Raw genomic sequence first — 15,429 nt, forward strand, 5'->3', positions numbered from 1 at the left:
CCGCGAAGGCGGCCGTACCGTCGGCGCCGGCGTGGTCTCGAAGATCATCGAGTAATCTGGTAGTATCTGCGCCCCGATGTTGCCTGGGTAGGGCATCGGGGCGTATCAAATGGGAAAGCAGGCACAGGATGTGCCTTGTGTTCCCCGGACCAGGAAGGGTCAATGCCATTCAGGCGGCGTCAACAGGCGACTGTTGACAGCTGCCTTGCGTGCCATTATGCTTCTACGTCTGGGCAGGCCGGGTAACTGGTCTGCCTACGTTTTTGAGGTCTATGGAGTGACCTTGGCGGCCTGCAGGACTGTGGGTCGTCCGTATTCAGGAATTTCATGGGACAAAGCAACCCAGAGGCTTTGTCTGTCGCTCTTTTAACGAAGGAACCTACCGCCATGGCGGACCAAAAGATCCGGATCCGGCTGAAAGCGTTTGATCATCGTCTGATCGACCGTTCGGCCAGCGAGATCGTTGAAACGGCAAAGCGGACCGGCGCGCAAGTGCGTGGCCCGATCCCGCTGCCGACCAAGATCGAGCGTTACACCGTTCTCGTTTCCCCGCACGTCGACAAGGACGCGCGTGACCAGTACGAGACCCGCACGCACAAGCGCGTGCTCGATATCGTTGACCCGAATGACAAGACCGTGGACGCGCTGATGAAGCTCGAACTGGCTGCCGGCGTCGACGTTCAGATCAAGCTGACCTGAGGACTACGACCATGACGAAGAAGTATTCGTTGGGCTTCGTGGGCCGCAAGGCTGGCATGAGCCGCGTGTTCACTGAAGATGGCCGCTCCATCCCGGTGACCCTGATCGAAGCAACCCCGAACCGCATCGCGCAGATCAAGACCGTCGAAACCGACGGCTACAGCGCCGTGCAGGTGACCGTCGGCGCGCGTCGCGCTGCCCTGGTCAACAAGCCGGAAGCCGGCCACTTCGCCAAGGCGAAGGTGGAAGCGGGTCGTGGCCTGTGGGAATTCCGCGTTGAAGACGCGCAGCTCGGCGATTTCGCCGTTGGCGGCGAAGTCAAGGCGGACATCTTCGAAGTCGGCCAGATCGTCGACGTCCAGGGTGTCACCAAGGGTAAGGGCTTCCAGGGCACCATCAAGCGCCACAACTTCCGTATGGGCGATGCAACCCACGGTAACTCGCTGTCGCATCGCGCGCCGGGTTCGCTGGGTCAGCGCCAGACCCCGGGTCGCGTTTTCCCGGGCAAGAAGATGTCGGGCCACATGGGCGCGGTGCAGCAGAGCACCCAGAACCTGGAAGTGGTCAAGGTCGACGTCGAGCGCGGTCTGATCGCCGTTCGCGGCGCCGTTCCGGGCGCGGCGGGTGGCGACGTGATCGTCCGTCCGGCGAGCAAGGCATAAGGAGAGATGACGATGGAACTCGTTATCACGGGTAGCAACAACAAGGTCTCGGTCTCCGACGCCGTGTTCGGTCGCGATTTCAGCGAAGATCTGGTCCACCAGGTCGTCGTTGCCTACCGCAACGCCGGTCGCGCCGGCACCAAGGCACAGAAGACTCGCTCCGAAGTGGCTGGTACCACCAAGAAGTCGAAGAAGCAGAAGGGCGGCGGCGCGCGTCATGGCGCACTGACGGCTCCGATCTTCGTCGGCGGCGGTGTCACCTTCGCGGCCAAGCCGCGCAGCTTCGAGCAGAAGGTCAATCGTAAGCAGTACCGTGCCGCCATGTGCGCGATCCTGTCCGAGCTGAACCGTCAGGGCCGTCTGACCATCGTGGAGTCCTTCGACGTCGAAGTGACCAACACGAAGGGTCTGATCGCCAAGCTGGCCGGCCTGGAAGTGGGCAAGCGCCCGCTGATCGTCACCGAAGAAGCGTCCGAGCACCTGTACCTGTCCGCCCGCAATCTGCCGTACGTGCAGGTGCGTGACGTCCAGGGTCTGGATCCGGTCTCGCTGGTGGGTGCCGACACGGTCGTCATCACCGCTGACGCGGTCAAGAAGGTCGAGGAGTGGCTGGCATGAACAGCAACGAAAAAATCTTCAGCGTGCTGCGTGCCCCGCGTGTCTCCGAAAAGACCGCGCGCCTGCAGGAACTCTCCAACCAGTATGTCTTCGAAGTTTCGAACGAAGCCACCAAGGCCGATGTAAAGGCCGCGGTTGAGCAGCTGTTCGACGTCAAGGTCGAAGCCGTCAACGTGGTCAACGTCAAGGGCAAGAACAAGTCCTTCCGTAACCGTGCTGGCCGCCGCGGCGATTGGCGCAAGGCGTACGTTCGCCTGGCCGATGGCCAGTCGATCGATGTAACGGCCAAGGCCTGAGGTACATCCCATGCCATTGATGAAATTCAAGCCCACTTCCCCCGGCCGCCGTTCGGCCGTGCGCGTGGTCACTCCCGACCTGCACAAGGGTGCTCCGCACGCTGCGCTGGTCGAGTCGCAGAGCCGCTCGGGTGGTCGTAACCACCATGGCCGCATCACCGTGCGTCACGTCGGTGGTGGTGCCAAGCAGCACTACCGCATCATCGACTTCAAGCGCAACAAGCTGGGCATCCCGGCGCGCGTGGAACGCATCGAATACGATCCGAACCGCACCGCGCACATCGCTCTGCTGTGCTACGTCGACGGTGAGCGTCGCTACATCATCGCCCCGAAGGGCCTGAAGGCTGGTGATCAGGTGATCGCTGGTTCGGATGCCCCGATCAAGGCTGGCAACACCCTGCCGCTGCGCAACATCCCGGTCGGCACCACCATCCACTGCATCGAACTGAAGCCGGGCAAGGGCGCTCAGATCGCTCGCGCCGCTGGTGCGGCCGTGCAGCTGGTGGCTCGCGAAGGCATCTACGCCACCCTGCGCCTGCGCTCGGGTGAAATGCGTAAGGTTCCGGTCGAGTGCTGCGCCACCATCGGCGAAGTCGGCAACGACGAGCACAGCCTGGAAAAGCTGGGCAAGGCCGGTGCCAAGCGTTGGCGCGGCGTCCGCCCGACCGTTCGTGGTGCTGCCATGAACCCGGTTGACCACCCGCACGGTGGTGGTGAGGCGAAGGCCGGCCAGGGTAATCCGCATCCGGTCACCCCGTGGGGTGTCCCGACCAAGGGTTACAAGACGCGCCATAACAAGCGCACTCAGCAGTTCATCGTCCGCGATCGTAGGGGCTAATCGACCATGGCACGTTCACTCAAGAAGGGCCCGTTCGTCGATCACCACCTCGTCAAGAAGGTGGAGGCCGCTGCGGGCAGCAAGAAGCCGATCAAGACCTGGTCGCGCCGTTCGATGATCCTGCCTGACATGGTAGGCGTCACCATTGCCGTGCATAACGGCAAGAACCACATCCCGGTTCTCGTCAACGAGAACATGGTCGGCCACAAGCTCGGCGAATTTGCCATCACCCGGACCTTCAAGGGTCACGGTGGTGACAAGAAGTCGGGCAAGTAAGGAGAGATGACAATGGAAGCGAAAGCCATCCTGCGCACTGCGCGCATCTCCCCGCAGAAGGCTCGTCTGGTCGCTGACCAGGTGCGCGGTCTGCCGGCCGAGCGTGCGGTCAACCTGCTGAAGTTCTCGGACAAGAAGGCTGCCCACCTGATCAAGAAGGTGGTGGAGTCGGCAATTGCCAACGCCGAGAACAACCAGGGCGCCGACGTCGACGAGCTGAAGGTTCAGACCATCATGGTTGATGAAGGTCCGACCCTGAAGCGTTTCATGGCGCGGGCGAAAGGCCGCGGTACCCGCATCCTCAAGCGCACCAGCCACATCACTGTGGTTGTGGGCGCCGCCAAGTAAGCGGATAAGGAAAAGACCATGGGTCATAAAGTTCATCCGATTGGTATCCGCCTCGGCATTTCCAAGGACTGGAACTCCAAGTGGTACGCCAACAAGGCCGAGTTCGCTGGTTACCTGGCAGCCGACCTGAAAGTGCGCGAAATGCTGCGCAAGAAGCTGGCTCAGGCCGGCATCAGCAAGATCCTGATCGAGCGTCCGGCCAAGACCGCTCGCGTGACGATCCACACCGCCCGTCCGGGCGTGGTGATCGGCAAGCGCGGTGAGGACATCGAGAAGCTGCGCAAGGAAGTGAGCGAGATGATGGGCGTCCCGGCGCACATCAACGTCACCGAAGTGCGCAAGCCGGAACTGGACGCGCAGCTCGTTGCCGAGTCGATCGCCCAGCAGCTGGAGCGTCGCATCATGTTCCGCCGTGCAATGAAGCGCTCGGTCGGCAACGCGATGCGTCTGGGTGCCCTGGGCATCAAGGTCAACGTCGGTGGCCGCCTCAACGGTGCAGAAATCGCCCGTTCGGAGTGGTACCGCGAAGGCCGCGTGCCGCTGCACACCCTGCGTGCCGACATCGACTATGGCTTCGCTGAAGCCAAGACGACCTACGGCATCATCGGCATCAAGGTCTGGATCTACAAGGGCGAGGTCTTCGATTTCTCCCAGGTTGGCCAGGAAAAGCAGGACGACACCCCGTCGCGCAACGATCGTCACGATCGCGGCGACCGTGGTGACCGTCAGCGCCCGGCCCGTGAAGCGAGGTAACGACAATGTTGCAACCCAAGCGAACCAAGTACCGCAAGGTACACAAGGGCCGTAACGATGGCCTGAGCTGGAGCGCCAACGCTGTCAGCTTCGGCGAATACGGCCTGAAGGCAACCGCACACGGTCAGCTGACCGCGCGTCAGATCGAAGCGGCCCGCCGCTCGATCAGCCGCTACGTCAAGCGCGGCGGCAAGATGTGGATCCGCGTGTTCCCCGACAAGCCCATCACCAAGAAGCCCATCGAAGTCCGAATGGGTTCTGGTAAGGGCAACGTGGAATACTGGGTGGCCCAGATCCAGCCCGGCCGCATGATCTATGAAATCGAGGGTGTTTCCGAGGAAGTGGCTCGCGAGGCGTTCCGCCTGGCCGCCGCCAAGCTCTCGGTCACCACCACTTTCGTGACCCGTACGGTGCGCTGATGGATATCAAAACTCTCCGTGAAAAGTCGGCTGACGAACTCAAGGCCCACCTGATCGACCTGCGTAAGGAACAGTTCTCTGTCCGTATGCAGCAGGTCACCGGCCAGCTGCCGAAGACCCACGACATTCGCCGGGTCCGTCGCGAGATTGCTCGCGTCAAGACCCTGCTCGGCAGCACGAAGTAAGGATGGCCGCTATGAGCGACAATACTGAAAAGAAGACGCTGCGCACGGTCGAAGGCCGTGTCGTCAGCAACAAGATGGACAAGACGGTTACCGTCCTGGTTGAGCGTCAGGTCAAGCACGCGCTGTACGGCAAGTACATCAAGCGCTCGACGAAGCTGCACGCCCACGATGCCGACAACGCCTGCAAGGAAGGCGATGTCGTCCGCGTGACCGAGATTGCTCCGATGTCCAAGACCAAGAACTGGCGCGTGGTGGAAGTCATCACGCGCGCGGCTGAATAAGGAGCTGAATCATGATCCAGATGCAGAGCTACCTTGACGTCGCGGACAATTCGGGTGCCAAGCAGGTGATGTGCTTCAAGGTGCTGGGTGGTTCCAAGCGCCGTTACGCCGGCATCGGCGACATCATCAAGGTCACCGTGAAGGATGCGATTCCGCGCGGCAAGGTCAAGAAGGGTGAAGTGTATGACGCCGTCGTGGTGCGTACCCGCAAGGGTGTGCGTCGCGCCGACGGCTCGCTGATCCGCTTCGACGGCAACGCTGCCGTTCTGCTGAACAGCAAGCAGGAGCCGATCGGTACCCGTATCTTCGGGCCGGTGACCCGTGAACTTCGTTCGGAGAAGTTCATGAAGATCGTCTCGCTCGCTCCCGAAGTGCTGTGAGCGACAGGAGATAATCATGGCTAACCGTATCAAGAAGGGCGACCAGGTTGTCGTCAACGCTGGCAAGGACAAGGGCAAGCAGGGCGAAGTCGTCCGCGTCGACGGCGACCGTGTGGTCGTCGCCAACGTGAACATCGTCAAGCGCCACACCAAGCCGAACCCGCAGGCAGGTGTTGCCGGCGGCGTGGTCGAGCGCGAAGCTTCGATCCATATCTCCAACGTGAATGTTCTGAACCCGGCTTCGGGCAAGGGCGAACGCGTTGGCTTCAAGGTGCTGGAGGATGGACGCAAACTGCGTGTGTTCCGCTCCAGCGGTGAGGCGCTCGACGCCTGAGGAATGAGAAGATGAGTTCCCGTCTCGAAAAGTTCTACAAGGACGAAGTGGTGCCGGCGCTGATGAAGCAGTTCGGCTACACCAATCCGATGGAAGTGCCGAAGCTGGTCAAGGTCACCCTGAACATGGGTGTCGGCGAAGCGGCCACCAACAAGAAGATCCTGGAAAACGCCGTCGGCGACATGACCAAGATTTCCGGCCAGAAGCCGGTTGTCACCAAGTCGCGTGTGTCGGTTGCGTCGTTCAAGATCCGCGATGGTTGGCCGATCGGCTGCAAGACCACGCTGCGTCGCCACAAGATGTACGAGTTCCTGGATCGCCTGATCAACATCTCGCTGCCGCGCGTGCGCGACTTCCGTGGTGTTTCCGGTCGTTCCTTCGACGGCCGCGGCAACTTCAACATGGGTGTGAAGGAGCAGATCATCTTCCCGGAAATCGACTTCGACGCCGTCGACGCGATCCGCGGTATGGATATCGCCATCACCACCACTGCGAAGACCGACGCGGAAGCGAAGGCGCTGCTGGCAGCGTTCAAGTTCCCGTTCCGTAACTGATCTGTCGAGGAAACCGAAATGGCAAAGACCTCCATGGTCAACCGCGACATCAAGCGGGAAAAGCTGGCAAAGAAGTACGCTGAAAAGCGTGCAGCTCTGAAGAAGATCGTGTCCTCCGTGGACGCGACCTACGAAGAGAAGATCGACGCCGCAACCAAGCTGGCCAAGCTGCCGCGCGATTCGTCGCCGAGCCGCCAGCGCAACCGTTGCGAGCTGTCGGGTCGTCCGCGTGGCGTCTACAGCAAGTTCGGCCTGGGCCGTAACAAGCTGCGTGAAGCCACCATGCGCGGCGACGTCCCGGGTCTGCGCAAGGCCAGCTGGTAATCCCAGCCGGCCCTGCGATCAGGCGCCCCTTCGGGGGTTCCTGAACCGGGCAGGGGAGGCATTCAGCTTTCCCGACGCAAAAAAACCGAAGAGCCCGGCGCAAGCCGGGCTCTTTTGGCGTATACTCCCGCGTCTTGCCCTGTGCAAACGGGGTTGTAGGAGTGGGCCCCTGGCCCGCTGCATCAAGGGACCTGGCCCGTTTCCAGGAGACAACAGATTTTCGCGAAAGCGGATATCGGTGCACTCAAAGGTACTCATATGAGCATGACTGATCCCATCGCCGACCTGCTGGTCCGCATCAAGAATGCGGCCGCGGTTGGCAAGCAGACGGTGAAAGCCCCGTCGTCCAAGATCAAGGTTGCGATCGCCCAGGTCCTGAAGGACGAGGGTTACATCACCGACCTGCGCGTGACCCAGCTGGAAAACAACAAGTCCGAGCTGGAAATCGTGCTGAAGTATTTCGAAGGCAAGCCGGTCATCGCGACCCTGAAGCGCTTCTCGCGTTCGGGCCTGCGCCAGTACCGCGGCAAGAGCGAGCTGCCGAAGGTCATGAACGGCCTGGGTATCTCCATCATTTCCACCTCCAAGGGCATCATGACTGATGCGCAGGCGCGCCAGCTGGGCGTCGGCGGCGAAGTCCTGTGCTTCGTGGCCTAAGGCGAAAGGAGTAGAACTATGTCCCGCGTAGCCAAGAAGCCGATCGACCTGGGTAAGGTTGAACTGAACGTCCAGTCGGACAGCGTCACCGCCAAGGGCCCGAAGGGTTCCCTGTCGCTGGCCAAGCCGGCCGGTATTGCCATCAACGTCGACAACGGCGTTGCCACCCTGAGCACCGAGAACGCCGAGCTGGTCGCACTGACCGGCACCGTGCGTGCGATCCTGGCCAACATGGTCAAGGGCGTGTCCGAAGGCTTCGAGCGCAAGCTGGAGCTGGTCGGCGTGGGTTACCGCGCTGCCATGCAGGGCAAGGACCTGAGCCTGTCGCTGGGCTTCTCGCACCCGGTCGTGTTCGTGGCGCCGGAAGGCATCACCATCACCACCCCGACCCAGACCGAGATCCTGGTCCAGGGCGCTGACAAGCAGGTCGTCGGTGAAGTTGCCGCCAAGATCCGTGCGTTCCGCAAGCCGGAGCCGTACAAGGGCAAGGGCGTGAAGTACTCCGACGAAGTCATCATCCGTAAGGAAGCCAAGAAGGCGTAAGTGCGAGTCCCTCGCAAGAGCCCGCACATCCTAGTGCGGACTCCTCAGGGAAAAGCCCAACCTTCAGCTTTCAAGGAATAATCAAAATGAACAAGAACATCGCCCGCCTGCGTCGCGCCAAGTCGACCCGCGCCCACATCCGTGAGCTCGGCGTCGCCCGCCTGTCGGTGCTGCGCACCGGCCAGCACCTGTACGCCCAGGTCTTCACCGCCGACGGTTCCAAGGTGCTGGCTGCTGCCAACACCACCCAGACCGACGTCATGGAAGGCCTGAAGAACGGCAAGAACGCCGACGCCGCCGCCAAGGTCGGCCGTATCGTCGCTGAGCGCGCCAAGGCCGCCGGCGTCGAGAAGGTTGCCTTCGATCGTTCGGGCTACCGCTACCACGGCCGCATCAAGGCCCTGGCAGAAGCCGCCCGCGAAGCCGGCCTGCAGTTCTAAGGGATAAGGGCAGGGGACCTGTGGTCTCCTGCCCGCCTGCTCGCCCGCCTGAGTGAGGCTGGACGGCGCCACTCTTCTGCAGTGGCCCACCGGAACAACGCGACATTCCACAACCATAAGCGGCCCCGAGCCGTACATACCCAAACTACCAAGGAATCAAAATGGCAGAAGAGCGTCAGCAGCGGGGTCGCGATCGCGACCGTAACCGCGAAGAGAAAGTCGACGACGGCATGATCGAAAAGCTGGTCGCGGTCAACCGCGTCAGCAAGACCGTCAAGGGTGGCCGCCAGTTCACCTTCACCGCCCTGACCGTGGTCGGCGACGGCGAAGGCAAGGTCGGTTTCGGCTATGGCAAGGCCCGCGAAGTGCCGGTCGCCATCCAGAAGTCGATGGAACAGGCCCGCAAGAACCTGGTCAGCGTTGACCTGAACAACGGCACCCTGTGGCACACCATCAAGGATGGTCACGGCGCAGCCCGCGTGTTCATGCAGCCGGCTTCGGAAGGTACCGGCGTCATCGCCGGCGGTGCCATGCGCGCCGTGCTGGAAGCCGTTGGCGTGAAGAACGTGCTGGCCAAGGCCACCGGTTCGCGCAACCCGATCAACCTGGTGCGTGCCACCGTGAAGGGCCTGTCTGCTGCGCAGTCGCCGGCTCGCATCGCGGCCAAGCGCGGCAAGAAGGTGGAGGAACTCAACCATGGCTAATGAGTCCAACAAGACTGTGAAGGTGCGCCTGGTGCGCGGCCTGCGTGGTGCTCAGTCGCGTCACCGCCTGTCGGTGCGTGCTCTGGGTCTGAACAAGCTCAACGATGTGCGTGAACTGAAGGACAGCCCGCAGGTTCGCGGTCTGATCAACACCGTTCACTACCTCGTCAAGGTTGAGGAGTAATCGATCATGACTCTGCGTCTCAATGAACTGAGCCCGGCACCGGGCGCCCGCACCGAGCGCACCCGCGTCGGTCGCGGTATCGGCTCGGGCCTGGGCAAGACTGCCGGCCGCGGCCACAAGGGTTCGTTCGCCCGTAAGGGTGGCGGCAAGATCAAGGCTGGCTTCGAAGGCGGCCAGACCCCCATGCAGCGTCGTCTGCCGAAGATCGGCTTCCGTTCGCCGATCGCCAAGGACACCGCTGAAGTGCTGCTGTACGCGCTGGACAAGCTGCCGGCCGGTGAGATCGACTTCGCCGCCCTGCGTGCTGCCAAGCTGGTCCCGAGCACTGCAAAGAAGGCCAAGGTCGTCGTCAAGGGCGAAGTGACCAAGGCGTTCACCCTGAAGGGTATCGCTGCCACGGCTGGTGCCAAGGCTGCGATCGAAGCTGCCGGCGGCAGCGTAACGGAGTAAGAAAATCATGGCGCAAGCTGGCATCGGTAACCTCGCGGGCGGAATGGGCAAGTTCACTGAACTTCGCCAACGTTTGCTGTTCGTCGTCGGGGCTTTGATCGTCTATCGCATCGGCTGCTACGTGCCGGTGCCGGGCGTCAATCCCGATGCCATGCTTGCCATGATGCAACAGCAGGGCGGCGGCATCGTGGACATGTTCAACATGTTCTCGGGCGGCGCCCTGCACCGTTTCAGCATCTTCGCGCTGAACGTGATGCCGTACATTTCGGCATCGATCGTGATGCAGCTGGCCGTGCACATCTTCCCCGCCCTGAAGGCGATGCAGAAGGAAGGTGAGTCCGGCCGCCGCAAGATCACCCAGTATTCGCGCATCGGCGCCGTGCTGCTGGCAGTGGTGCAGGGTGGCTCGATCGCACTGGCCCTGCAGGGCCAGGTCTCGCCGTCGGGCGCTCCGGTCGTGTACGCGCCGGGCATGGGCTTCGTGCTCACCGCCGTGGTCGCGCTGACCGCCGGCACCATGTTCCTGATGTGGGTCGGTGAGCAGGTCACCGAGCGCGGCATCGGCAATGGCGTGTCGCTGATCATCTTCGCCGGTATCGTCGCTGGCCTGCCGGGTGCGATCATCCACACCTTCGACGCCTACCGCGACGGCAACATCCAGTTCATCCAGCTGCTGCTGATCGCCATCGTCGTGCTCGCCTTCACCTTCTTCGTGGTGTTCGTCGAGCGTGGCCAGCGCCGGATCACGGTCAACTACGCGCGCCGCCAGGGCGGTCGCAACGCGTACATGAACCAGACCTCGTTCCTGCCGCTGAAGCTCAACATGGCCGGCGTCATCCCGGCGATCTTCGCCTCGAGCCTGCTGGCCTTCCCGGCCACCCTGGCCATGTGGTCCGGCCAGGCTGCCAACCAGAGCAGCTTCGGCCAGGTCCTGCAGAAGGTCGCCAACGCGCTCGGCCCGGGCGAGCCGCTGCACATGATCGTGTTCGCTGCGCTGATCACCGGTTTCGCGTTCTTCTATACCGCGCTGGTGTTCAACTCGCAGGAAACCGCCGACAACCTGAAGAAGTCGGGCGCGCTGATTCCGGGCATCCGTCCGGGCAAGGCCACTGCCGACTACATCGACGGCGTGCTGACCCGCCTGACCGCGGCCGGCTCGGCCTACCTGGTGATCGTCTGCCTGCTGCCGGAACTGATGCGCACGCAGCTGAACGCCTCGTTCTACTTCGGTGGTACTTCGCTGCTGATCGTGGTGGTGGTGGTGATGGACTTCATCGCCCAGGTGCAGGCGCACCTGATGTCCCACCAGTACGAGAGCCTGCTGAAGAAGGCCAACCTGAAGGGCGGCAACCGCGGCGGTTTTGCCCGCGGCTGATTGGCCTGTTATACTTTCGTCTTCCTGACGTGATGGTCCCTCCGCTTCGCGGACTCCGGCCACACAAACGAAGGGCGGCCCCCGCAGCGGTTCCGGGTGGGGGTGTGATGAGGTGGTCCCGCGCTGGAGTAGCGCGGGCGGCTCCGGGGGAAACCCCGGGTCCAACCCCATCCGGCGCCGGAGCCTGGGCACACTCCCCAGGCCGGGTTCATGAAACCAATGGTTTCACGGGCTTCCATGTAAACCGGAACCTTGTTAGTATCGCTAGTTCACTTTTTTGATCCATCCTGCCGGATTGGCGTGCCCGAGGCGCGCTGTCGGCCATCACTCAGCTGGAGAACCGCGTCATGGCGCGTATTGCAGGCGTCAACCTGCCAGCCCAGAAGCACGTCTGGGTCGGGTTGCAAAGCATTTACGGCATCGGCCGTACCCGTTCGAAGAAGGTCTGCGAAGTCGCAGGCGTTGCTTCGACCACCAAGATCCGCGATCTGTCGGAGCCGGAAATCGAGCGCCTGCGCGCCGAAGTCGGCAAGTACATCGTGGAAGGCGATCTGCGCCGTGAGATCGGCATCGCGATCAAGCGCCTGATGGACCTGGGCTGCTACCGCGGCCTGCGCCACCGTCGTGGCCTCCCGCTGCGTGGCCAGCGCACCCGTACCAACGCCCGCACCCGCAAGGGTCCGCGCAAGGCGATCAAGAAGTAAGGGACTGAGAAATGGCTAAGCCCGCTGCTAAGACCAAGAAGAAGATCAAGCGCGTCGTCACCGACGGCGTTGCCCACGTCCACGCTTCGTTCAACAACACCATCGTCACCATCACCGACCGCCAGGGCAACGCTCTGTCGTGGGCGACCTCCGGTGGCGCTGGCTTCCGCGGTTCGCGCAAGTCGACCCCGTTCGCTGCCCAGGTGGCTGCTGAAAAGGCCGGTCGTGCTGCGCTGGACTACGGCGTGAAGTCGCTGGAAGTCCGCATCAAGGGCCCGGGTCCGGGCCGTGAGTCGGCCGTGCGTTCGTTGAACAACGTCGGCTACAAGATCACCAACATCATCGACGTGACGCCTATCCCGCACAACGGGTGCCGTCCGCCGAAGAAGCGTCGCGTCTAAAGGGAGCGATAAGAAATGGCTCGTTATATCGGTCCTACCTGTAAGCTCGCCCGTCGCGAAGGCGCCGACCTGTCCCTGAAGAGCCCGGCGCGTGCGCTGGACTCGAAGTGCAAGCTGGAGCAGAAGCCCGGCCAGCACGGCGCCACTGCCCGCAAGGGCAAGCTGTCCGACTACGCCACCCAGCTGCGTGAAAAGCAGAAGGTCAAGCGTATCTACGGCCTGCTGGAGCGTCAGTTCCGCAACTACTACAAGAAGGCCTCGACCAAGAAGGGCAACACCGGCGAGAACCTGCTGCAGCTGCTGGAAACCCGCCTGGACAACGTCGTCTACCGCATGGGCTTCGCTGTGACCCGTCCGGCTGCCCGTCAGCTGGTGTCGCACCGCGGCGTCACCGTGAATGGCAAGTCGGTCAACCTGGCTTCGTACCAGGTCAAGGCTGGCGACGCCATCGCTCTGTCTGAAAAGGCTGCCAAGCAGCTGCGCGTCCAGGAAGCCCTGACCGTCGCCGCCCAGCATGACCTGAGCCCGTCGTGGGTTGAAGTGGATTCCGGCAAGTTCACCGGCATCTTCAAGGCTGTTCCGGATCGTTCGGATCTGCCTGCGGACATCAACGAAGCGCTGATCGTCGAGCTGTATTCGAAGTAATTCACATTGGAGAGCCCCCGGCGACGGCCGGGGGTTCACTAGGAGAACCCGCAACATGACGGTTACCGCCAACCAGGTTCTGCGTCCTCGCGGTCCGCAGATCGAACGCCTTACCGACACCCGTGCAAAGGTCGTTATCGAACCTTTGGAGCGGGGTTACGGGCATACGCTGGGTAATGCCCTGCGTCGCGTGCTGCTGTCGTCCATCCCGGGCTTCGCCATCACGGAAGTCGAAATCGACGGCGTGTTGCATGAGTACACCACGGTCGAAGGTCTGCAGGAGGACGTGCTCGAAGTCCTGCTGAACCTCAAGGACGTGGCCATCCGTATGCACTCCGGCGACAGCGCCACCCTGTCCCTGTCCAAGCAGGGCCCGGGCGTTGTCACCGCTGCCGACATCAAGGTCGACCACAATGTGGAGATCCTGAACGGCGAACACGTGATCTGCCACCTGACCAAGGATACGGCGATCAACATGCGTCTGAAGATCGAACGTGGTTTCGGCTACCAGCCGGCTGCCGCGCGTCGTCGTCCGGACGAAGAAACCCGTGCCATCGGCCGTCTGGTCCTGGATGCCTCGTTCTCGCCGGTCCGCCGCGTCGCCTATGCCGTGGAAGCGGCCCGCGTCGAACAGCGTACCGACCTGGACAAGCTGGTCATCGATATCGAGACCAACGGCACCATCGACGCCGAGGAAGCCGTGCGCACCGCCGCCGACATCCTCAGCGACCAGCTGTCGGTGTTCGGTGACTTCACCCACCGCGACCGCGGTGCAGCCAAGCCGGCCAACAACGGCGTGGATCCGGTGCTGCTGCGCCCGATCGACGATCTGGAGCTGACCGTGCGTTCGGCCAACTGCCTGAAGGCTGAAAGCATCTACTACATCGGCGATCTGATCCAGAAGACCGAAGTGGAGCTGCTGAAGACCCCGAACCTGGGCAAGAAGTCGCTCACCGAGATCAAGGAAGTGCTGGCTCAGCGCGGCCTGTCGCTCGGCATGAAGCTGGAGAACTGGCCGCCGGCCGGTGTCGCCAGCCACGGCATGCTGGGCTGATATCGGTAATGCCTGAAGGCTCCACCGTTCGCGGTGGGGCCTTCAACGCAACACAACATGCCACGACGAACCCCAGGTTCGCGCGGCAGGTCGCCCAGGACGGGTGGCCAGGACCAACCGCAGTCCGCGCAGCAACGCCAGGATGGCGACAACGATCCGCACAGTCTCATCATTAACCAAGGAATATCACCATGCGTCACCAGAAGTCTGGCCGTAAGTTCAGCCGTACCAGCGCCCACCGCGAAGCGATGTTCAAGAACATGGCTGCCTCGCTGTTCAAGCACGAGCTGATCAAGACCACCCTGCCGAAGGCCAAGGAACTGCGCCGCGTTGCCGAGCCGCTGATCACCCTGGCCAAGGTCGACTCCGTCGCCAACCGTCGTCTGGCCTTCGCTCGCCTGCGCGACAACGAAGCCGTGGGCAACCTGTTCACCATCCTGGGCCCGCGCTACGCGAACCGTCCGGGCGGCTACCTGCGTCTGCTGAAGTGCGGCTTCCGCGCTGGCGACAACGCGCCGATGGCCTACGTCGAGCTGGTTGACCGTCCGGTCGTGGCCGAGGAAGTGGCCGAGTAATCGGACCGCTCCAATGCGACACAGCGAAAGCCCGGCCTCTGCCGGGCTTTTGCGTTTCCGGGGGCGGATCCCTTTCTGCAGGAAAGGGCTCTGACCCACACCGTTCCGACAGGCGTCACCTGTGGCGGTTCGAATGGCGCGCACTCTCGGTTACGCTTGGCGCCTGATCCATTCGAGCGTTGACGATGAATCCACTGCGCTGGCCCTTCCGCGCCCAGTTCTTCCTGGGCTTCCTGATCTGCGCGGGCCTGCTTGGCTACGCGATCTTCCTGCAGCTGAAGATGGGCCTGGAGCCGTGTCCGCTGTGCATCTTCCAGCGCCTGGCCTTCGCTGCGCTTGGCCTGCTGTTCCTGATCGGTGCACTGCATGGTCCGTCCAACCGCCCCGGACGCGCGACCTATGGCGTGCTGGCGTTCATTGCCGCCGCAGTGGGTGTCGGCATCGCCGCGCGCCACGTCTACGTGCAGATGCTGCCGCCGGAAATGGGGTCCACCTGTGGCCCGCCGCTGGCCTTCCTGAGCGAGACCATGGGGCCGCTGGAAGTGTTCCGCACGGTGCTGACCGGCACTGGCAACTGCGGCAACATCGACTGGACCTTCCTCGGCCTGACCATGCCGATGTGGTCGGGCGTGTGGTTCGTGCTGCTGGCGCTGTGGGCGCTGGTGGTGTCGCTGCGCAAGGTCAAGCGCTGAAGCAGGGTAGTGGGGGGGGGGGGGGGGGGGGGGGGGGG

General features: G+C 62.8%; 28 protein-coding genes. All 28 read left to right on the plus strand.

What is annotated here, in order from left to right; translation table 11 throughout:
• Positions 1 to 387 precede the first annotated feature (387 nt).
• The 28 genes from rpsJ (at position 388) to R1L06_RS19645 (ending at position 15,391) form a co-directional block, all read left to right on the plus strand.
• On the plus strand, positions 388 to 699 hold the full coding sequence (rpsJ, locus tag R1L06_RS19510; RefSeq protein WP_005408208.1) for a 30S ribosomal protein S10: 312 nt from the start codon (positions 388 to 390) through the stop codon (positions 697 to 699).
• A gap of 11 nt (positions 700 to 710) precedes the next feature.
• On the plus strand, positions 711 to 1,361 hold the full coding sequence (rplC, locus tag R1L06_RS19515) for a 50S ribosomal protein L3 (protein WP_004145336.1): 651 nt from the start codon (positions 711 to 713) through the stop codon (positions 1,359 to 1,361).
• Positions 1,362 to 1,373: 12 nt separating this feature from the next.
• The gene (gene rplD / locus R1L06_RS19520; RefSeq protein WP_004145337.1) at positions 1,374 to 1,979 is read left to right on the plus strand and encodes a 50S ribosomal protein L4; all 606 of its coding nucleotides are present in this window, start codon (positions 1,374 to 1,376) and stop codon (positions 1,977 to 1,979) included.
• On the plus strand, positions 1,976 to 2,275 hold the full coding sequence (gene rplW, locus R1L06_RS19525; protein WP_004145338.1) for a 50S ribosomal protein L23: 300 nt from the start codon (positions 1,976 to 1,978) through the stop codon (positions 2,273 to 2,275). Before rplD ends, rplW begins: the two co-directional genes overlap by 4 nt.
• 10 nt (positions 2,276 to 2,285) lie before the next feature.
• The gene (gene rplB, locus R1L06_RS19530; protein ID WP_004145339.1) at positions 2,286 to 3,113 is read left to right on the plus strand and encodes a 50S ribosomal protein L2; all 828 of its coding nucleotides are present in this window, start codon (positions 2,286 to 2,288) and stop codon (positions 3,111 to 3,113) included.
• Positions 3,114 to 3,119: 6 nt separating this feature from the next.
• The gene (rpsS, locus tag R1L06_RS19535; protein ID WP_004154485.1) at positions 3,120 to 3,389 is read left to right on the plus strand and encodes a 30S ribosomal protein S19; all 270 of its coding nucleotides are present in this window, start codon (positions 3,120 to 3,122) and stop codon (positions 3,387 to 3,389) included.
• A 12-nt stretch (positions 3,390 to 3,401) separates the two neighbouring features.
• On the plus strand, positions 3,402 to 3,737 hold the full coding sequence (rplV, locus tag R1L06_RS19540; RefSeq protein WP_004145348.1) for a 50S ribosomal protein L22: 336 nt from the start codon (positions 3,402 to 3,404) through the stop codon (positions 3,735 to 3,737).
• Positions 3,738 to 3,755: 18 nt separating this feature from the next.
• Positions 3,756 to 4,490 carry a 30S ribosomal protein S3 gene (gene rpsC / locus R1L06_RS19545; protein ID WP_004145350.1) on the plus strand — a complete coding sequence of 245 codons (735 nt, stop codon included), beginning with the start codon at positions 3,756 to 3,758 and terminating at the stop codon, positions 4,488 to 4,490.
• Positions 4,491 to 4,495: 5 nt separating this feature from the next.
• Entirely contained in the window at positions 4,496 to 4,909 is a 414-nt protein-coding gene (gene rplP, locus R1L06_RS19550) for a 50S ribosomal protein L16 (protein WP_004154486.1), read from the plus strand.
• Complete coding sequence (gene rpmC, locus R1L06_RS19555) at positions 4,909 to 5,094, plus strand: 50S ribosomal protein L29 (RefSeq protein ID WP_004154487.1); 186 nt, start codon at positions 4,909 to 4,911, stop codon at positions 5,092 to 5,094. The genes rplP and rpmC overlap by 1 nt, the downstream gene beginning before the upstream one ends.
• Before the next feature lie 11 nt (positions 5,095 to 5,105).
• Positions 5,106 to 5,375 carry a 30S ribosomal protein S17 gene (gene rpsQ, locus R1L06_RS19560; RefSeq protein WP_004154489.1) on the plus strand — a complete coding sequence of 90 codons (270 nt, stop codon included), beginning with the start codon at positions 5,106 to 5,108 and terminating at the stop codon, positions 5,373 to 5,375.
• Positions 5,376 to 5,386: 11 nt separating this feature from the next.
• A complete protein-coding gene (gene rplN / locus R1L06_RS19565; RefSeq protein ID WP_004145357.1) occupies positions 5,387 to 5,755 on the plus strand; it encodes a 50S ribosomal protein L14 in 369 nt (122 codons plus the stop codon).
• Positions 5,756 to 5,771: 16 nt separating this feature from the next.
• Positions 5,772 to 6,089, plus strand: a complete 318-nt coding sequence (rplX, locus tag R1L06_RS19570) for a 50S ribosomal protein L24 (protein ID WP_004154490.1) — start codon at positions 5,772 to 5,774, stop codon at positions 6,087 to 6,089.
• A gap of 11 nt (positions 6,090 to 6,100) precedes the next feature.
• Positions 6,101 to 6,643: a 50S ribosomal protein L5 gene (gene rplE / locus R1L06_RS19575; RefSeq protein ID WP_004154491.1), complete on the plus strand. Its 543-nt coding sequence runs from the start codon at positions 6,101 to 6,103 to the stop codon at positions 6,641 to 6,643.
• 18 nt (positions 6,644 to 6,661) lie between these two features.
• Positions 6,662 to 6,967: a 30S ribosomal protein S14 gene (gene rpsN / locus R1L06_RS19580; RefSeq protein ID WP_005408209.1), complete on the plus strand. Its 306-nt coding sequence runs from the start codon at positions 6,662 to 6,664 to the stop codon at positions 6,965 to 6,967.
• Between the two features lie 258 nt (positions 6,968 to 7,225).
• Positions 7,226 to 7,624, plus strand: a complete 399-nt coding sequence (rpsH, locus tag R1L06_RS19585) for a 30S ribosomal protein S8 (RefSeq protein ID WP_005408210.1) — start codon at positions 7,226 to 7,228, stop codon at positions 7,622 to 7,624.
• Between the two features lie 18 nt (positions 7,625 to 7,642).
• The gene (rplF, locus tag R1L06_RS19590) at positions 7,643 to 8,167 is read left to right on the plus strand and encodes a 50S ribosomal protein L6 (RefSeq protein ID WP_010483977.1); all 525 of its coding nucleotides are present in this window, start codon (positions 7,643 to 7,645) and stop codon (positions 8,165 to 8,167) included.
• Positions 8,168 to 8,247: 80 nt separating this feature from the next.
• On the plus strand, positions 8,248 to 8,607 hold the full coding sequence (rplR, locus tag R1L06_RS19595; protein WP_024957318.1) for a 50S ribosomal protein L18: 360 nt from the start codon (positions 8,248 to 8,250) through the stop codon (positions 8,605 to 8,607).
• 161 nt (positions 8,608 to 8,768) lie between these two features.
• Positions 8,769 to 9,311, plus strand: a complete 543-nt coding sequence (rpsE, locus tag R1L06_RS19600; RefSeq protein WP_004145411.1) for a 30S ribosomal protein S5 — start codon at positions 8,769 to 8,771, stop codon at positions 9,309 to 9,311.
• On the plus strand, positions 9,304 to 9,495 hold the full coding sequence (rpmD, locus tag R1L06_RS19605; protein WP_004145412.1) for a 50S ribosomal protein L30: 192 nt from the start codon (positions 9,304 to 9,306) through the stop codon (positions 9,493 to 9,495). The genes rpsE and rpmD overlap by 8 nt, the downstream gene beginning before the upstream one ends.
• Before the next feature lie 6 nt (positions 9,496 to 9,501).
• Entirely contained in the window at positions 9,502 to 9,945 is a 444-nt protein-coding gene (rplO, locus tag R1L06_RS19610; protein ID WP_004154498.1) for a 50S ribosomal protein L15, read from the plus strand.
• Between the two features lie 7 nt (positions 9,946 to 9,952).
• Positions 9,953 to 11,320 carry a preprotein translocase subunit SecY gene (gene secY / locus R1L06_RS19615; RefSeq protein ID WP_005408215.1) on the plus strand — a complete coding sequence of 456 codons (1,368 nt, stop codon included), beginning with the start codon at positions 9,953 to 9,955 and terminating at the stop codon, positions 11,318 to 11,320.
• A gap of 347 nt (positions 11,321 to 11,667) precedes the next feature.
• Positions 11,668 to 12,024 (plus strand): 30S ribosomal protein S13, encoded by a 357-nt coding sequence (gene rpsM / locus R1L06_RS19620; RefSeq protein WP_004154500.1) that lies wholly within the window; start codon positions 11,668 to 11,670, stop codon positions 12,022 to 12,024.
• An 11-nt stretch (positions 12,025 to 12,035) separates the two neighbouring features.
• Positions 12,036 to 12,425 carry a 30S ribosomal protein S11 gene (gene rpsK / locus R1L06_RS19625; RefSeq protein WP_004145443.1) on the plus strand — a complete coding sequence of 130 codons (390 nt, stop codon included), beginning with the start codon at positions 12,036 to 12,038 and terminating at the stop codon, positions 12,423 to 12,425.
• A 15-nt stretch (positions 12,426 to 12,440) separates the two neighbouring features.
• Positions 12,441 to 13,070, plus strand: a complete 630-nt coding sequence (gene rpsD / locus R1L06_RS19630; RefSeq protein WP_004145446.1) for a 30S ribosomal protein S4 — start codon at positions 12,441 to 12,443, stop codon at positions 13,068 to 13,070.
• A 55-nt stretch (positions 13,071 to 13,125) separates the two neighbouring features.
• Positions 13,126 to 14,124: a DNA-directed RNA polymerase subunit alpha gene (locus R1L06_RS19635; RefSeq protein ID WP_010483975.1), complete on the plus strand. Its 999-nt coding sequence runs from the start codon at positions 13,126 to 13,128 to the stop codon at positions 14,122 to 14,124.
• 191 nt (positions 14,125 to 14,315) lie between these two features.
• On the plus strand, positions 14,316 to 14,699 hold the full coding sequence (gene rplQ / locus R1L06_RS19640) for a 50S ribosomal protein L17 (protein WP_005408217.1): 384 nt from the start codon (positions 14,316 to 14,318) through the stop codon (positions 14,697 to 14,699).
• Positions 14,700 to 14,884: 185 nt separating this feature from the next.
• Positions 14,885 to 15,391: a disulfide bond formation protein B gene (locus R1L06_RS19645; protein WP_010483974.1), complete on the plus strand. Its 507-nt coding sequence runs from the start codon at positions 14,885 to 14,887 to the stop codon at positions 15,389 to 15,391.
• The last annotated feature ends 38 nt before the right edge of the window (positions 15,392 to 15,429 follow it).

The sequence above is a fragment of the Stenotrophomonas mexicanensis genome (assembly GCF_032911605.1).
Taxonomy (GTDB): Bacteria; Pseudomonadota; Gammaproteobacteria; order Xanthomonadales; family Xanthomonadaceae; genus Stenotrophomonas; species Stenotrophomonas maltophilia_A.

What these genes read in the sequence shown, in the direction of transcription:
- rplC (WP_004145336.1), top strand. Translation starts at nt 711, where the DNA reads ATGACGAAGAAGTATTCGTTGGGCTTCGTGGGCCGCAAGGCTGGCATG.
- rpmC (WP_004154487.1), top strand. Translation starts at nt 4,909, where the DNA reads ATGGATATCAAAACTCTCCGTGAAAAGTCGGCTGACGAACTCAAGGCC.
- rplP (WP_004154486.1), top strand. Translation starts at nt 4,496, where the DNA reads ATGTTGCAACCCAAGCGAACCAAGTACCGCAAGGTACACAAGGGCCGT.
- rpsJ (WP_005408208.1), top strand. Translation starts at nt 388, where the DNA reads ATGGCGGACCAAAAGATCCGGATCCGGCTGAAAGCGTTTGATCATCGT.
- rplW (WP_004145338.1), top strand. Translation starts at nt 1,976, where the DNA reads ATGAACAGCAACGAAAAAATCTTCAGCGTGCTGCGTGCCCCGCGTGTC.
- rplF (WP_010483977.1), top strand. Translation starts at nt 7,643, where the DNA reads ATGTCCCGCGTAGCCAAGAAGCCGATCGACCTGGGTAAGGTTGAACTG.
- rplQ (WP_005408217.1), top strand. Translation starts at nt 14,316, where the DNA reads ATGCGTCACCAGAAGTCTGGCCGTAAGTTCAGCCGTACCAGCGCCCAC.
- rplB (WP_004145339.1), top strand. Translation starts at nt 2,286, where the DNA reads ATGCCATTGATGAAATTCAAGCCCACTTCCCCCGGCCGCCGTTCGGCC.
- rpsH (WP_005408210.1), top strand. Translation starts at nt 7,226, where the DNA reads ATGAGCATGACTGATCCCATCGCCGACCTGCTGGTCCGCATCAAGAAT.
- rplN (WP_004145357.1), top strand. Translation starts at nt 5,387, where the DNA reads ATGATCCAGATGCAGAGCTACCTTGACGTCGCGGACAATTCGGGTGCC.
- rplE (WP_004154491.1), top strand. Translation starts at nt 6,101, where the DNA reads ATGAGTTCCCGTCTCGAAAAGTTCTACAAGGACGAAGTGGTGCCGGCG.
- rplX (WP_004154490.1), top strand. Translation starts at nt 5,772, where the DNA reads ATGGCTAACCGTATCAAGAAGGGCGACCAGGTTGTCGTCAACGCTGGC.
- rpsQ (WP_004154489.1), top strand. Translation starts at nt 5,106, where the DNA reads ATGAGCGACAATACTGAAAAGAAGACGCTGCGCACGGTCGAAGGCCGT.
- rpsD (WP_004145446.1), top strand. Translation starts at nt 12,441, where the DNA reads ATGGCTCGTTATATCGGTCCTACCTGTAAGCTCGCCCGTCGCGAAGGC.
- rpsM (WP_004154500.1), top strand. Translation starts at nt 11,668, where the DNA reads ATGGCGCGTATTGCAGGCGTCAACCTGCCAGCCCAGAAGCACGTCTGG.
- rpmD (WP_004145412.1), top strand. Translation starts at nt 9,304, where the DNA reads ATGGCTAATGAGTCCAACAAGACTGTGAAGGTGCGCCTGGTGCGCGGC.
- R1L06_RS19635 (WP_010483975.1), top strand. Translation starts at nt 13,126, where the DNA reads ATGACGGTTACCGCCAACCAGGTTCTGCGTCCTCGCGGTCCGCAGATC.
- rplO (WP_004154498.1), top strand. Translation starts at nt 9,502, where the DNA reads ATGACTCTGCGTCTCAATGAACTGAGCCCGGCACCGGGCGCCCGCACC.
- rpsS (WP_004154485.1), top strand. Translation starts at nt 3,120, where the DNA reads ATGGCACGTTCACTCAAGAAGGGCCCGTTCGTCGATCACCACCTCGTC.
- rplD (WP_004145337.1), top strand. Translation starts at nt 1,374, where the DNA reads ATGGAACTCGTTATCACGGGTAGCAACAACAAGGTCTCGGTCTCCGAC.
- rpsN (WP_005408209.1), top strand. Translation starts at nt 6,662, where the DNA reads ATGGCAAAGACCTCCATGGTCAACCGCGACATCAAGCGGGAAAAGCTG.
- secY (WP_005408215.1), top strand. Translation starts at nt 9,953, where the DNA reads ATGGCGCAAGCTGGCATCGGTAACCTCGCGGGCGGAATGGGCAAGTTC.
- rpsC (WP_004145350.1), top strand. Translation starts at nt 3,756, where the DNA reads ATGGGTCATAAAGTTCATCCGATTGGTATCCGCCTCGGCATTTCCAAG.
- rpsE (WP_004145411.1), top strand. Translation starts at nt 8,769, where the DNA reads ATGGCAGAAGAGCGTCAGCAGCGGGGTCGCGATCGCGACCGTAACCGC.
- rpsK (WP_004145443.1), top strand. Translation starts at nt 12,036, where the DNA reads ATGGCTAAGCCCGCTGCTAAGACCAAGAAGAAGATCAAGCGCGTCGTC.
- R1L06_RS19645 (WP_010483974.1), top strand. Translation starts at nt 14,885, where the DNA reads ATGAATCCACTGCGCTGGCCCTTCCGCGCCCAGTTCTTCCTGGGCTTC.
- rplV (WP_004145348.1), top strand. Translation starts at nt 3,402, where the DNA reads ATGGAAGCGAAAGCCATCCTGCGCACTGCGCGCATCTCCCCGCAGAAG.